14 protein-coding genes are annotated in these 13,412 nt (G+C 65.8%); 8 read left to right on the plus strand and 6 right to left on the minus strand.

Translation table 11 applies throughout. The features are described 5' to 3' along the window. Window positions 1-2 precede the first annotated feature (2 nt). The 3 genes from pyrH to rpsB all read right to left on the minus strand — a co-directional run bounded on the left by pyrH (window position 3) and on the right by rpsB (window position 2,658). Complete coding sequence (gene pyrH / locus RM463_RS08775) at window positions 3-764, minus strand: UMP kinase (RefSeq protein WP_311429789.1); 762 nt, start codon at window positions 762-764, stop codon at window positions 3-5. Window positions 765-876: 112 nt separating this feature from the next. Continuing rightward, window positions 877-1,746, minus strand: coding sequence for a translation elongation factor Ts (tsf, locus tag RM463_RS08780; protein WP_132042855.1), 870 nt, complete (start codon window positions 1,744-1,746; stop codon window positions 877-879). Window positions 1,747-1,908: 162 nt separating this feature from the next. Continuing rightward, complete coding sequence (gene rpsB, locus RM463_RS08785; protein ID WP_132042857.1) at window positions 1,909-2,658, minus strand: 30S ribosomal protein S2; 750 nt, start codon at window positions 2,656-2,658, stop codon at window positions 1,909-1,911. Window positions 2,659-2,978: 320 nt separating this feature from the next. Between rpsB and map the strand changes: the two genes are divergently transcribed. The 7 genes from map (at window position 2,979) to RM463_RS08820 (ending at window position 10,766) form a co-directional block, all read left to right on the plus strand. Further along, entirely contained in the window at window positions 2,979-3,770 is a 792-nt protein-coding gene (gene map / locus RM463_RS08790; protein ID WP_195688726.1) for a type I methionyl aminopeptidase, read from the plus strand. 4 nt (window positions 3,771-3,774) lie between these two features. Next, window positions 3,775-6,456 carry a [protein-PII] uridylyltransferase gene (locus RM463_RS08795; RefSeq protein WP_311429790.1) on the plus strand — a complete coding sequence of 894 codons (2,682 nt, stop codon included), beginning with the start codon at window positions 3,775-3,777 and terminating at the stop codon, window positions 6,454-6,456. Between the two features lie 115 nt (window positions 6,457-6,571). Then, the gene (dapC, locus tag RM463_RS08800) at window positions 6,572-7,783 is read left to right on the plus strand and encodes a succinyldiaminopimelate transaminase (RefSeq protein WP_311429791.1); all 1,212 of its coding nucleotides are present in this window, start codon (window positions 6,572-6,574) and stop codon (window positions 7,781-7,783) included. After that, on the plus strand, window positions 7,783-8,127 hold the full coding sequence (locus RM463_RS08805; RefSeq protein WP_195687949.1) for a Spx/MgsR family RNA polymerase-binding regulatory protein: 345 nt from the start codon (window positions 7,783-7,785) through the stop codon (window positions 8,125-8,127). Before dapC ends, RM463_RS08805 begins: the two co-directional genes overlap by 1 nt. A 45-nt stretch (window positions 8,128-8,172) precedes the next feature. Beyond that, the gene (gene dapD / locus RM463_RS08810) at window positions 8,173-9,198 is read left to right on the plus strand and encodes a 2,3,4,5-tetrahydropyridine-2,6-dicarboxylate N-succinyltransferase (protein ID WP_311429792.1); all 1,026 of its coding nucleotides are present in this window, start codon (window positions 8,173-8,175) and stop codon (window positions 9,196-9,198) included. Further along, window positions 9,185-10,357, plus strand: coding sequence for a succinyl-diaminopimelate desuccinylase (dapE, locus tag RM463_RS08815; protein WP_311429793.1), 1,173 nt, complete (start codon window positions 9,185-9,187; stop codon window positions 10,355-10,357). The genes dapD and dapE overlap by 14 nt, the downstream gene beginning before the upstream one ends. Before the next feature lie 7 nt (window positions 10,358-10,364). Next, window positions 10,365-10,766 (plus strand): hypothetical protein, encoded by a 402-nt coding sequence (locus RM463_RS08820; RefSeq protein WP_311429794.1) that lies wholly within the window; start codon window positions 10,365-10,367, stop codon window positions 10,764-10,766. 117 nt (window positions 10,767-10,883) lie between these two features. Here RM463_RS08820 and RM463_RS08825 read toward each other — a convergent pair whose 3' ends face one another. After that, window positions 10,884-11,348 (minus strand): cold shock domain-containing protein, encoded by a 465-nt coding sequence (locus tag RM463_RS08825; RefSeq protein WP_311429795.1) that lies wholly within the window; start codon window positions 11,346-11,348, stop codon window positions 10,884-10,886. 95 nt (window positions 11,349-11,443) lie between these two features. Here RM463_RS08825 and RM463_RS08830 point away from each other — a divergent pair, with 95 nt between their 5' ends. Next, complete coding sequence (locus RM463_RS08830) at window positions 11,444-11,689, plus strand: SlyX family protein (RefSeq protein WP_229332961.1); 246 nt, start codon at window positions 11,444-11,446, stop codon at window positions 11,687-11,689. A 362-nt stretch (window positions 11,690-12,051) separates the two neighbouring features. On the opposite strand, the gene trxB is transcribed toward RM463_RS08830, so the two are convergent. Then, entirely contained in the window at window positions 12,052-13,005 is a 954-nt protein-coding gene (trxB, locus tag RM463_RS08835; protein WP_311429796.1) for a thioredoxin-disulfide reductase, read from the minus strand. A 107-nt stretch (window positions 13,006-13,112) separates the two neighbouring features. Further along, window positions 13,113-13,322 carry a CPXCG motif-containing cysteine-rich protein gene (locus tag RM463_RS08840; protein WP_132042877.1) on the minus strand — a complete coding sequence of 70 codons (210 nt, stop codon included), beginning with the start codon at window positions 13,320-13,322 and terminating at the stop codon, window positions 13,113-13,115. Between the last annotated feature and the right edge of the window lie 90 nt (window positions 13,323-13,412).

Consider the following 13,412-nt stretch of genomic DNA (forward strand, 5'->3'; position numbering starts at 1 on the left):
TATCAGCCTCTGTCTATCAGCGTGCCTTCCTCGCCGCCCACCACCAGGTTGAGCAGGGCGCCAGGCTTGTTCATGTTGAAGACGCGTACCGGCATGTCATGGTCCCGCACCAGGCAGATGGCGGTCAAATCCATGACACCGAGCTTCTGGTCCAGCGCATCATCGTAGCTGAGCTGGTCATACTTCACCGCGTCCGAATACTTGACCGGGTCCTTGTCATACACCCCGTCCACCTTGGTGGCCTTGACCACCACGTCGGCATCGATCTCGATGCCGCGCAGGCAGGCCGCCGAATCGGTGGTGAAGAACGGATTGCCCGTCCCCGCGGAGAACAGCACCACGTCGCCGGAGGTCAGGTAGCGAATGGCGGTACGCCGATCATAGTGCTCCACCACGCCGCTCATGGGAATCGCCGACATCACCCGCGAACGGATATTGGAACGCTCCAGGGCGTCACGCATGGCCAGGGCATTCATCACCGTGGCCAACATGCCCATATGGTCACCGGTGACTCGCTCCATGCCGGCCTCGTGCAGGGCGGCACCCCGGAACAGGTTGCCACCTCCGACCACGATGCCCACCTGGACGCCGATGCCGACCAGCTGCCCGATCTCCAGCGCCATGCGGTCGAGTACCTTGGGATCGATGCCGAACTCGGCATCCCCGGTCAGCGCCTCACCGGAGAGCTTGAGCAGAATACGCTTGTACTTCGACTTCTGAGAGCGTGGCTTGGCGGGGGCTTCGAGGTGTTCGGCGGTGGACATGGCAACATCTCCTGGCATCTGGGGTGGCATGACGGGGCGGCCGGTTCGACCGGCCGGATACGCGAAGGCGTGCGCTCGCGCGCACGCCATCACGGTAGCGGAACTTCTGACCTCAGCTGCGCTTGGCCTGTTCCATCACTTCCTTGGCGAAGTCGACCTCCTCCTTCTCGATGCCCTCACCCACCTCGAAGCGGGTAAAGCCGATCACCTCGCCGCCGGCGGCCTTGACGAACTCGGCCACGGACTGATCCGGGTTCTTGACGAAGGGCTGCTCGGTCAGGCTGTTCTCGGCCAGGTACTTCTTGAGGCGACCCTGGACCATCTTCTCGGCGATCTGCTCGGGCTTGCCGGCCATATCGGGCTGCGCCAGGATGATCGCCTTCTCGGCGTCCAGCTGCTCCTGGGGCATGTCCTCGGGGCGTGCCACGGCCGGGTTGATGGCGGCGACGTGCATGGCAACGTCCTTGGCCGCCTCGGCGCTGCCGCCCTTGAGCTTGGTCAGCACGCCGATACGGCCACCGTGGACGTACTCACCGACCAGGTTGCCGTCGCCGGCCTCGACCACCACGCTGCGACGCACATCGATGTTTTCACCGATCTTCTGGACCAGCTGCTCGCGTGCGGTCTCCAGGTCGCCTGCCATCACGGCGGCCACGTCCTCGCTCTTGGCGGCGAAGAAGGCGTCGGCGATCTTCGCGGCGAAGGCCGTGAAGTTGTCGTCACGAGCGACGAAGTCGGTCTCGGAGTTGATCTCGATCATAACGCCGTAGCTGCCGTCTTCGGCCACGCGAGTCACCACGACGCCTTCGGCGGCGGTGCGGTCGGCCTTCTTGGCGGCCTTGAGGCCTGAGTTCTTGCGCAGGTTCTCGATCGCCTGCTCGATATCACCGCCGGTCTCGGTGAGGGCCTTCTTGCACTCCATCATGCCGAGCCCGGTACGCTCGCGCAGTTCCTTGACCTGTGAGGCGCTGATAGCTGCCATGGGTGTCACCTCTGAATATCTCGGGTAGTGGGCCGAAACCCCCGGGGCGGAGATTTCGAAAACTCGGAGAAGAAAGGGGGCCGCGGCCCCCTTCTCGTCCAACCAACAGCGTTGTCAGCAGCATGACTGGCCGACGGCCGCCGTCGATCAGACGGGCCGCGATCACTCGGCGGCGCTGTCGCTTTCCTGAGCGGCGGCCTCTTCGGTCACCTCGACGAACTCGTCGGGACGACCTTCCTTGGCACGCGCGCAGGCATCGGCGATGGACTTGACGTAGATCTGGATGGCGCGGATGGAGTCATCGTTGCCGGGGATCACATAGTCGACGCCATCCGGATCGGAGTTGGTATCCACCACACCGATGACCGGGATGCCCAGCTTGTTCGCCTCGTTGATGGCGATGCGCTCATGGTCGACATCGATCACGAACAGGGCGTCGGGCAGACCACCCATCTCCTTGATACCACCCACGGACCGCTCGAGCTTCTCCTGCTCGCGGGTCGCCATCAGCACTTCCTTCTTGGTCAGCTTGTCGAAGGTGCCGTCCTCGTGCATGGCCTCGAGGTCACGCAGACGCTTGATGGAGACGCGAATGGTCTTGTAGTTGGTCAGCATGCCGCCAAGCCAGCGATGGTTGACGAACGGCTGGCCGGCGCGAGTGGCCTCTTCCTTGATGATCTTGCTCGCGCTGCGCTTGGTGCCAACGAACAGGATCTTGTTGTTCGCCGCCGCCATCTTCTCGACCACATCGATGGCCTCGTTGAGGGCCGGCAGAGTGTGCTCGAGGTTGATGATGTGGATCTTGTTGCGTGCACCGAAGATGAACTTGCTCATCTTCGGGTTCCAGTACTTGGTCTGGTGACCGAAGTGGGCACCTGCCTTGAGCAGGTCACGCATATTGACGTGTGCCATGGATGACTCCTGAAATATCGGGTTAGGCCTCCATGCACCCCATGGATCCGACCGCTACCCCTCCAGGAGGAGACGCTGCGGCACCCGGGACCATGTGCCGGTGCATGTGTGTTTTCAAGGCGTTATGTTGATTGGCACCCTCGCTATCGAAGGCTTCCGGCACGGCTGGGCGACCCGAGGATCACACGACACGCTGCCACGAAGGCTCGACGATTGCAGGAAGGCGCGCAGCTTTATACCATGGAATAAGCCCGAGATGAAGCAGTCCGCGCGCGTGAACGGCTATCGCGGACGCCCTCCACCCCCAAATCCGAGACCCCATGAACGTACCCATCAAGACGCCCGACGAGATCGAGAAGATGCGTGAGGCGGGCCGCCAGGCTGCCCGTGTGATCGAGATGATCACCCCCCATATCAAGGCCGGCATCTCCACCGGCGAGATCGACCGCCTGTGTCACGACTTTATCGTCGAGGAGCTGGGCTCGACCCCAGCCCCTCTCGATTACCATGGCTTCCCCAAGTCGGTGTGCACCTCGATCAACCACGTGGTGTGTCACGGCATCCCCGACGACGCCAAGAAGCTCAAGAACGGCGACATCATGAACCTGGACATCACCGTGAAGACCGCCGATGGCTACCATGGCGACTCCAGCGTGATGTACGTGGTCGGCGAGAATATCCAGGGCGAGCGCCTGTGCCGCATCACCCAGGAGTGCCTCTACAAGAGCATGGCGCTGATGCGCCCCGGCGTGCGCCTCTCCGAGCTTGCCCGCGCCATCCAGAAGCATGCCGAAGCCAACGGCTACTCCGTGGTGCGCGACTTCTGCGGCCACGGCATCGGCGCCAGCTTCCACGAGGACCCGCAGGTGCTGCACTACGATGGCTATGCCCCCGAGGCCGATATCGAACTCGCCGCCGGCATGTGCCTGACCGTCGAGCCGATGATCAACGTGGGAGGCTACCGCACCAAGGTGTTGCGCGATGGCTGGACCGCCGTGACCCGCGACCGCAGCCTCTCCGCCCAGTGGGAGCACACCCTGCTGGTCACCGAGTCCGGCGTCGAGGTGCTCACCGCGCGCAGCGACGAAGACCTCTCCTTCCTCGAGCCCTGAGCCGATGCTGCTCCACCACTACCGCTTCACGCCGGACGAGTCTCTGTTCGACGTCGACGGTTTCCGGGCGGAGCTCTCCGCCAGTCACTCGCTGATCGCGCCCTTCAAGGCCGCTCTGCGCGAGATCCAGGCGCGCCTCGACGAGCGGTTTCGCGCCGGAGCCGATATTCGCGACCTCGTCCATGGTCGCGCCTGGTGCCTGGATCGGCTGCTGGCGGTGGCCTGGGAGCACCACGCCTGGCCCGATGACGGCGTGGCCCTGCTCGCCGTGGGTGGCTATGGCCGCGGCGAGCTGCACCCCTACTCCGATGTCGACCTCCTGCTGCTGCTCCAGCACGACGACGACGCGCCCTATCGCGAGCCGCTGACGGCCTTTATCACCTTCCTGTGGGACATCGGCCTGGAGATCGGGCACAGCGTGCGCTCGCTGGCCGACTGCGAACGCGAGGCCAGGGCCGACCTCACGGTCATCACCAACCTGCTCGAGAGCCGCACCGTCGCCGGCCCCGAACGGCTGCGCGAGTCGATGAAGGCACGCCTGGCCGCCGATCGCGTATGGCCGGCGAAGCACTTCTTCGAGGCCAAGTGGCAGGAGCAGATCAACCGCCACCAGCGCCACAACAACTCCGAGTACCATCTGGAGCCCAATATCAAGAGCGCGCCCGGCGGGCTGCGCGATATCCAGATGATCGGCTGGGTCGCAAAGCGTCACTTCGGCAGCGAGCGCTACAGCGACCTGGTGGCCGCCGGCTTCATGAACGACGCCGAGCTGCGCATCCTGAGCCAGGGTCAGGCCTTCCTGTGGCAGGTTCGCTACGCCCTGCACATGCTTGCCGGCCGGGCCGAGGACCGCCTGCTGTTCGACCATCAGCGTACCATCGCCGAACTGTTCGGCTTTCGTGACACGCCGGAGCGTCTCGCCGTCGAGCAGTTCATGAAGCGCTACTACCGCCATATCACGGCCCTGGCGGGCCTCAACGACATGCTGCTGCAGCATTTCGACGAGGCGATCCTGCATGCCGGCGAGGTGCTGCCGGTCGAACCTCTCAATGAACGCTTCGAGGTCAAGGATGGCTTTATTCAGGCGCGCTCGCGAACCGTCTTCCGCGACCGCCCCTCGGCCCTGCTCGAGCTCTTCCTGCTGATGGCCGAGCACCCGGGCATCGAAGGGGTACGTGCCGACACCATCCGCCAGATCCGCGATCACCGCCACCTGATCGACGATCTCTACCGCGATGACGTGCGCCACCAGAGCCTGTTCATGGAGCTGCTGCGCTCCGGTGGCAACGTGGCGCGTCAGCTACGGCGCATGAACCGTTACGGCGTGCTGGGCAAGTACCTGCCGGAGTTCGGCCGTGCCATCGGCCTGATGCAGCATGATCTGTTCCATATCTACACCGTGGACGCCCACACCCTGCACCTGCTGAAGTTCATCCACGGCTTCCGCAAGCCCGAGGCCCGCGAGACCTTCCCGGTGGCCGCCAATATCATCCACCAGCTGCCCAAGCTGGAGCTGCTGTGGATCGCCGGGCTCTACCACGATATCGGCAAGGGCCGTGGCGGCGACCACTCGCTCCTCGGCGCCCGGGACGTGGAGGCCTTCGCCGAACGCCATGGCCTCTCCCCCCGGGATACCCGCCTGGTGAGCTGGCTGGTGGAGCAGCATCTGACCATGTCGATGGTGGCCCAGAAGCGCGATATCACCGACCCGGACGTGATCGCCGACTTCGCCCGCCTGGTCGGCGACGAGACGCGTCTCGACTACCTGTACGTGCTGACCGTTGCCGACATCAATGCCACCAACCCCAGCCTGTGGAACGGCTGGCGCGCCTCGCTGCTGCGCCAGCTTCATGCCGAGACCAAGCGCGCCCTGCGCCGCGGCCTGGAGAACCCACTGGAGCGCAACGACTGGGTCAACGAGACCCGCGACGAGGCCCTCTCGCTGCTCGCCGCGGTCGGCGCCGACATGGAGCGGGTGCAGCGACTGTGGGAATCTCTGGGCGAGGAGTACTTCCTGCAGTATGCCCCCAGCGAGATCGCCTGGCAGACCCAGGGCATCCTCGCCCACGGGGCGAGCCTGCTGCCGCTGATCCTGCTCAGCGCCCCGGCCGAGGGGATGGTCGAGGGCGGCACCAAGGTGTTTATCCACACCCGCTCGGTGGATGACCTCTTCGCCGCCACCGCCGCCGCCCTCGACCAGCTGGGCCTCTCCATCCACGACGCGCGGATCGCCACCTCCAGCAACGACTGGACGCTTAACACCTTTATCGTGCTCGACGACCAGGGGCGCCCCATCCGCGACCCGGTCCGCCTGGAGGAGATCCGCGCCCACCTGGTCGAGGAGCTCGACGATCCCGACGACTACCCGCAGATCGTCACCCGTCACACCCCGCGCCAGCTCAGGCACTTCAAGGTCCCTACCCAGGTAATCATCGAGCAGGACCCGGCCAACGAGCGCACCCTGCTGGAGTTGATCGCCCCGGACCGCCCCGGCCTGCTGGCCAGGGTCGGCCGCATCTTCATGGAGCAGGATATCGCCCTCTCGGCGGCCAAGATCGCCACCCTGGGCGAGAAGGTGGAGGACGTCTTCTTCATCACCGACAAGACCGGCCGCCCCCTCACCGACCCCGAGCGCCAGGCGCGCCTGCGCGAACGCCTGGTGGAGGTGCTGGATGTCTCAGGCTAGGCGCGTTTGAGGCCTTCCCTGGCCTTCCCTATAATCGAGCCTCTTGCGTTCACCCCACGACACATCATAACGACGACGCCTGCGGCCACGGCCCAAGAGGCGCGCCTGGACACCCATGAACCCTGATCTCGACGCCCTCAAGCCCTACCCCTTCGAGCGGCTGGCCGCCCTCAGGGCCGGCGTGATGCCTCCCGCGGAGCTCGCGCCTATCCCGCTGACCATCGGCGAGCCCCAGCACGCCCCCTATGCCGGCGCCCTCGAGGCGCTGCAGGCGAGTCAGGCCGACTTCGCTCGCTACCCGGCCACCGCCGGCAGCGCCGAGCTTCGCCAGGCCATCGCCGACTGGGCCAGGCACCGTTTCGGCCTTGACGGCCTCGACCCCGACACCCAGGTGCTGCCGGTCAACGGTACCCGCGAGGCGCTGTTTGCCTTCGTTCAGGCGGCGCTGGACCGCAGCCGTCCGGCGAAGGTGGCCATGCCCAACCCCTTCTACCAGATCTACGAGGGCGCCACTCTGCTCGCCGGTGGCGAGCCCTACTACCTCGACTGCAACGCCGAAAGCGGCTTTCGCCCCGACATCGAGGCCGTACCCGCCGACGTCTGGCGCCAGGTACAGATCGTCTTTCTCTGCTCGCCCGGCAACCCGACGGGGGCGGTCACGCCGCTGGCCGAGTTCCAGCGACTGATCGAGCTCGCCGACGAACACGACTTCCTTATCGCCTCGGACGAGTGTTACTCGGAACTCTATCTGGACGAGACCTCCCCACCCCCCGGGCTGCTCGAGGCCTGCGCGGCCCTCGGGCGTCACGACTATCGACGCTGCCTGGTCTTCCACTCCCTCTCGAAACGCTCCAACCTGCCCGGGCTGCGCTCGGGTTTCGTGGCCGGCGACGCCGGGCTGATCGCCCCCTTCAGGCGCTATCGCACCTACCACGGCTGCGCCATGGCACTGCCGGTGCAGCACGCCTCGATCGCCGCCTGGCGCGACGAGAGCCATGTGCGCGCCAATCGCGACGCCTACCGCGAGAAGTTCGACGCCGTGACCCGCATTCTCGCCCCGGTGCTGGCGTTCCCCACCCCGGAGGCAAGCTTCTACCTGTGGCCGGCGGTCCCCGGCGGTGACGACGAGGGCTTTACCCGGGAGCTGCTGCGCCATGCCAACGTGAGCGTACTGCCCGGCAGCTATATGGGCCGCCCCGCACCCGACGGCCCCAACGCTGGCATCAACCCCGGCAGCGGCCGCCTGCGGCTGGCGCTGGTCGCCGAGCCCCAGGCCACCGCCGAGGCGGCGCGCCGCATCCGCGACTTCATCGAGAGGAGGCTGTGATGTTTACCCTGTACGGCATCAAGAACTGCGACACCTGTCGCCGTGCGCGCAAGGCGCTGGACAGTTCCGGCGCTCCCTACCAGTTCCACGACCTGCGCGAGGATGGCCTCTCCGCGCCACTGCTCGAACATATTCTCGACAGGGTGCCGGTGCTGACGGCGCTCAACAAGCGCAGCACCACCTGGCGCAATCTGTCCGACGAGGAGAAGCGGGAGGTGGATGCCAACAGCGCCCGCGAGCTGCTGCTCGCCCACCCCACCCTGCTCAAGCGCCCCCTGCTGGATACCGGCGATGACATCCGCGTGGGCTATCGCGACGGCGACTACGACGACCTCCAGGGCTAAGCGGCCCCTCTGAACACACGACTCGACTCTACAAGGACTCTCGATATGCTGAGCTTTGCACTCGGAACCGGCACCCAGAACACCCAGGGCGACTGGCTGGAGATCTACTACCCCGCCCCCCTCCTCGAGCCCGATGCCGACCTGGTCGCGGCGGTCAAGCAGGTGCTGGACGTCCCGGAGGGTAACGCTGCGGTCAGCTTCCTGCCCGAGCAGTGTGGCGAGCTGGCCGGCGCCCTCAAGGCCGCCGGTCACGCCGAGCAGGCACAGCTGGCCGAGACCCTCGCCGCGGCCACTCGCCCGCTGGTGGCGATGTTTATCGCCGAGGACCTGCCCCCGCAGAGCGTCCCCGAGGTCTACCTCAAGCTGCACCTGCTGTCTCATCGCCTGGTCAAGCCCCACGGCCTCGACCTTACCGGCATGTTCGGCCTGCTGCGCAATATCGCCTGGACCAACGAGGGCGCCATCGACGTCCAGGAGCTGCCCGCCCGCCGTCTCAAGGCGCGCCTGGAGGGCCGAGCCCTCTCCGTCGACTGTGTCGACAAGTTCCCCAAGATGACCGACTACGTGGTTCCCGGCGGCGTGCGTATCGGCGACACCGCCCGGGTTCGCCTGGGTGCCTACCTCGGCGAGGGCACCACCGTGATGCACGAGGGCTTCGTCAACTTCAACGCCGGCACCGAAGGACCGGGCATGATCGAGGGCCGGATCTCGGCCGGGGTCATGGTCGGCAAGGGCTCCGACCTCGGCGGCGGCTGCTCCACCATGGGCACGCTCTCGGGAGGCGGCAATATCGTGATCAAGGTCGGCGAAGGCTGCCTGATCGGTGCCAATGCCGGCATCGGCATCCCGCTGGGGGACCGCTGCACCGTGGAGGCGGGTCTCTACCTGACCGCCGGTGCCAAGGTCACCCTGCTCGACGACCAGGGCCAGGAGGCCGGTACCGTGGCCGCCCGTGAGCTGGCCAACCAGGACGACCTGCTGCTGCGACGCAACTCCCAGAACGGCCGCATCGAGTGCCTGACCAACAAGAGCGCCATCGCGCTCAACGAGGCACTGCATGCCCATAACTGATCCTGCCGGCCTCTCGCCCACCCTGCGGCTCGCCTTCGACCTGCTGGCACGCCCATCGGTGACGCCGGACGACCTGGGGTGTCAGGAACTGATGATCGAGCGCCTCGCGGCGCTCGGTTTCCATATCGAACACCTCCCCTACGGCGATGTCGAGAACTTCTGGGCCACCCGTGGTCACCACGGTCCATTGCTGGCCTTCGCCGGCCACACCGATGTGGTGCCCAGCGGCCCTCACACCCACTGGGACACCCCCCCCTTCACGCCATGCATCGATGACGACGGCATGCTGCGAGGCCGAGGCGCCGCCGACATGAAAGGCAGCCTGGCGGCCATGATCACCGCGGTGGAGCGCTTTATCGCCGACCACCCCGATCACCACGGCCGACTGGGGTTTTTGATCACCTCCGATGAGGAGGGCCCGGCCAAGGACGGGACGCGCGCCGTGGTGGAGCATCTTCGCGAACGCCACGAGCGGCTCGACTACTGTATCGTCGGCGAGCCCTCCTCCACCGCTCGCCTGGGGGACGTGGTCAAGAACGGTCGCCGTGGCTCCCTGGGCGGCGTGCTGCATATCAAGGGAGTGCAAGGCCATGTGGCCTACCCTCACCTGGCGCGCAACCCCATCCATCAGGCCATGCCTGCGCTGGATGCGCTGACCCGGGAGCACTGGGACGACGGCAACGACTTCTTCCCCGCGACCAGCTTCCAGATCTCCAACCTTCGCTCGGGTACCGGCGCCACCAACGTTATCCCCGGCGAGGTGGAGGTGGTGTTCAACTTCCGCTTCTCCACCGAGGTGACCCACGGGCAGCTCAAGTCGCGCACCGCGGCGATTCTCGACGCCCACGGCCTGGACTACGAACTGGACTGGACCCTCAACGGCGAGCCCTTCCTCACCGCCGAGGGCGAACTCGTGGAAGCCAGCGTACGCGGCGTCGAGGAGATCACCGGCCAGACCCCCGAGCTCTCCACCAGCGGTGGCACCTCGGATGGACGCTTTATCGCTACCCTGGGCAGCCAGGTGGTGGAGCTGGGCCCCCTCAATGCCACCATCCATCAGGTCAACGAGCGGGTGCGGGCCAGCGACCTGGACGAGCTGAGCCGCATCTATGAAGCGATCATGAAGCACCTGTTCATCAACGGCAGTGCCCGACCCTGAGGCTTGCATGACAGCTGACAGCGAACCCCGTTATCCCGATATCGAGATCTACCTGGCCAAGGCCCCCGTGGAGGCACTGAATGCGTGGCTGGGCGAGGCCATCGGAGCCGATCCTCTGGCCCCGGCCGGCAAGGGCAAGTGGCGCACCCGTGGCCAGCTCGCCGGCAACGAGATCCCGGTGCTGCTGGTGGAGCGTGCCGCCGACGGCTTCGCCAGTCTCTGGTTCGATAGCGCCCAGACTCCCTGGTCGAATGACGCGGCCTGCGCGCGCTCCACCGCCCGCCACCTGGGCGGCGAGGTGCGCTGCTCGCTGGGCGGCTGGCAACTCGGCGACGAGCCCGACCGCTTCCTGCAGGTGCTCCCCGACGGGCGTGAAGCAGAGATCCACTGGCCCGACTCCGGCCGGTAGCCCGAAACGACATCGCCCCGCGGCTGCGGGGCGATATTCAAAGGCGTAAGCACCAAGGGCCTGAGTACTACAGGTGTGAGTGCAGGGCGCCCCGGAGCCGGCCGGTGGCGCTGCGATTCAGGTAATCACCGTGACATCGTCGGCCTGTAACCCCTTTTCGTTCTCCACCACGTAATAGCGGACCTTCTGGCCCTCGGCCAGGGTGCGGTGACCGCGGCCACGAATGGCCCGGAAGTGAACGAAGACATCCTCGCCGCTGTCGCGAGTGATAAAGCCATACCCCTTGTTGACGTTGAACCACTTCACCTCACCGAGCTCACGGTCATCGCTCTCGATCTCGGCCAGGTTGACCAGCTGGGGACTGAGGGCATTGACTGCCAGGGTGGCGACCAGCAGCACCAGGAAAACCGCCAGGGCCGAGGCAGCATAGACCACCGCGACGCCGCCTAGCCGGAGGCTGTCGAACAGCGCCTCGGACAAGGCGCCGCCGGCCAGGTGAATAAACAGGGCGGTCAGCAACGGCGCCGGGGCAGCGAGCAGCAGACTGATCAGACTACAGCGAAACATGAGCTTGCGATTCATGGGCTCGAATGACTCTCTAGTTGGCAATGAACGATATTGATAACCACGAGGAAGGTGCCACGATGAACGGTGGCACGCAGCGCAAGGATTCTAGCATGAGCACGACCCACACGTCCGACACCCTTGACGAGCGCCTCACCGCACTGGAGAGCCGTATCGCCTACCAGGAACACTGGCTGGACACCCTGGACCAGGCGGTCGCCGCCCAGGAGACACGCCTGACCAGGCTGGAGCGCATCAATGACTTGATGCAGCGGAAGATTCGCGAGCAGCAGCAGGCACTGCAGGAGGGAGATGCGGCGGCACCAAGCGCCGAGGACGAGCTACCGCCTCACTATTAGCCTCAAGGGGCAAAGGGCAAAGGGCAAGGGGCAAGGGGCAAGGGGCAAGGGGCAAGGAAAGCGTAGCGCCACCACAGGGTGAGCGGCGCCGGGGGCAGGCCGGAAGGGGGTCCGAGGACCATGGACGGCCGAGGTAGCGCCCAGGGAGGGGGGCACAGCGCCCCCGAACCGGCCTGTCACCGGGAAAGCCGCGACGCCGTACCACCAGGCCGCTTCGCGCTAAGCCATAAGCTGGAAGCTGGAAGCTGGAAGCTGGAAGCTGGAAGCTGGAAGCTGGAAGCTGGAAAACAGCATGCCTCCACCAGCACTGGGATAAGCCTTTTCTTGCAGCTTCCAGTAGCGAAGCGACGCTCTTCCGGCTACTAACTTAATTCGTCGAGGTAGCGCTCGGCATCCAGGGCGGCCATGCAGCCGCTGCCGGCGGAGGTGACCGCCTGGCGGTAGACATGGTCCATCACGTCGCCGGCGGCGAACACGCCCGGCACACTGGTGGCGGTGGCGTTGCCGTCGAGGCCCGAGCGGACCCGAATATAACCACCATTCATCTCCAGCTGCCCCTCGAAGATGCCGGTGTTGGGGCTGTGGCCGATGGCGATAAACACGCCCGGTGCCGCGAGCTCCTTGGTCTCGCCGGTCGTGGTGGAGGCCAGACGCACACCGGTCACGCCGCTGTTGTCGCCCAGCACCTCCTCCAGGGTGTGGTTCCACTCCAGCACCACCTTGCCCTCCTCGGCCTTCTGGAACAGCTTGTCCTGCAGGATCTTCTCGGCACGCAGGCTGTCACGACGGTGCACCAGGGTAACCTTCGAGGCGATATTGGCCAGATACAGGGCCTCCTCCACGGCGGTATTGCCGCCACCGACCACGACCACCTCCTGGTTGCGGTAGAAGAAGCCATCGCAGGTCGCACAGGCCGACACGCCCTGGCCCATCAGCTTCTGCTCGGACTCCAGCCCCAGATAGCGGGCGCTGGCGCCGGTGGCGATGATCAGTGCATCGCAGGTATAGGTGCCGTTGTCGCCCTTCAGGGTGAAGGGGCGCTCACGCAGCTCCACCTCGTGGATATGGTCGAACAGCACCTCGGTATCGAAGCGTTCGGCGTGGCGCTTCATGCGCTCCATCAGCTCGGGTCCCTGTACGCCGGCATCATCGCCGGGCCAGTTGTCCACATCGGTGGTGGTGGTCAGCTGCCCACCCGTCTGCATGCCGGTGATCAGCAGCGGCTTGAGGTTGGCGCGGGCCGCATAGACGGCGGCGGTATACCCCGCCGGACCGGAACCGAGAATGATCAGGCGCTCATGACGCACATCGCTCATGGAAAGACCTCGTGCAGTAACGTTCGAAATAGAGTGGCGCCATTGTAACAGCCACGCCGCCTTCTAGGGTCGGTGTGCCCCGATCGAGGCAGCCCTGTCGCGCGTCGCTAGAGCACCTCGTCGTCGCGGCCCAGCACCACCGTCAGCACCTCGGGATCGCCGGGGTCGGCCTCGATGCGTACCTGGATAGGCGCACAGCAGACGTGGCAATCCTCCCAGGTGATCTGGCTGCCCTGGGAGGCATCCAGCAGCAGATCGAAGGGGGCATCGCAGTAGGGACAACGCACCCGCCGCGGGGTCAGTGCCTCTTCATGCATGGGAACTCCCCGGCCGTGCTCGGCCTGTCATGAAAGCAAGGGTTGGCGCATGACTTTCCGGCGCTTGCGCAACGCTGACACAGATGAAAT

Origin of the sequence: Halomonas sp. LES1 (assembly GCF_031846005.1) — a bacterium.
In the GTDB taxonomy this organism is placed as follows: domain Bacteria; phylum Pseudomonadota; class Gammaproteobacteria; order Pseudomonadales; family Halomonadaceae; genus Halomonas.

What these genes read in the sequence shown, in the direction of transcription:
- pyrH (WP_311429789.1), bottom strand. Translation starts at nt 764, where the DNA reads ATGTCCACCGCCGAACACCTCGAAGCCCCCGCCAAGCCACGCTCTCAG.
- tsf (WP_132042855.1), bottom strand. Translation starts at nt 1,746, where the DNA reads ATGGCAGCTATCAGCGCCTCACAGGTCAAGGAACTGCGCGAGCGTACC.
- rpsB (WP_132042857.1), bottom strand. Translation starts at nt 2,658, where the DNA reads ATGGCACACGTCAATATGCGTGACCTGCTCAAGGCAGGTGCCCACTTC.
- map (WP_195688726.1), top strand. Translation starts at nt 2,979, where the DNA reads ATGAACGTACCCATCAAGACGCCCGACGAGATCGAGAAGATGCGTGAG.
- RM463_RS08795 (WP_311429790.1), top strand. Translation starts at nt 3,775, where the DNA reads ATGCTGCTCCACCACTACCGCTTCACGCCGGACGAGTCTCTGTTCGAC.
- dapC (WP_311429791.1), top strand. Translation starts at nt 6,572, where the DNA reads ATGAACCCTGATCTCGACGCCCTCAAGCCCTACCCCTTCGAGCGGCTG.
- RM463_RS08805 (WP_195687949.1), top strand. Translation starts at nt 7,783, where the DNA reads ATGTTTACCCTGTACGGCATCAAGAACTGCGACACCTGTCGCCGTGCG.
- dapD (WP_311429792.1), top strand. Translation starts at nt 8,173, where the DNA reads ATGCTGAGCTTTGCACTCGGAACCGGCACCCAGAACACCCAGGGCGAC.
- dapE (WP_311429793.1), top strand. Translation starts at nt 9,185, where the DNA reads ATGCCCATAACTGATCCTGCCGGCCTCTCGCCCACCCTGCGGCTCGCC.
- RM463_RS08820 (WP_311429794.1), top strand. Translation starts at nt 10,365, where the DNA reads ATGACAGCTGACAGCGAACCCCGTTATCCCGATATCGAGATCTACCTG.
- RM463_RS08825 (WP_311429795.1), bottom strand. Translation starts at nt 11,348, where the DNA reads ATGAATCGCAAGCTCATGTTTCGCTGTAGTCTGATCAGTCTGCTGCTC.
- RM463_RS08830 (WP_229332961.1), top strand. Translation starts at nt 11,444, where the DNA reads ATGAGCACGACCCACACGTCCGACACCCTTGACGAGCGCCTCACCGCA.
- trxB (WP_311429796.1), bottom strand. Translation starts at nt 13,005, where the DNA reads ATGAGCGATGTGCGTCATGAGCGCCTGATCATTCTCGGTTCCGGTCCG.
- RM463_RS08840 (WP_132042877.1), bottom strand. Translation starts at nt 13,322, where the DNA reads ATGCATGAAGAGGCACTGACCCCGCGGCGGGTGCGTTGTCCCTACTGC.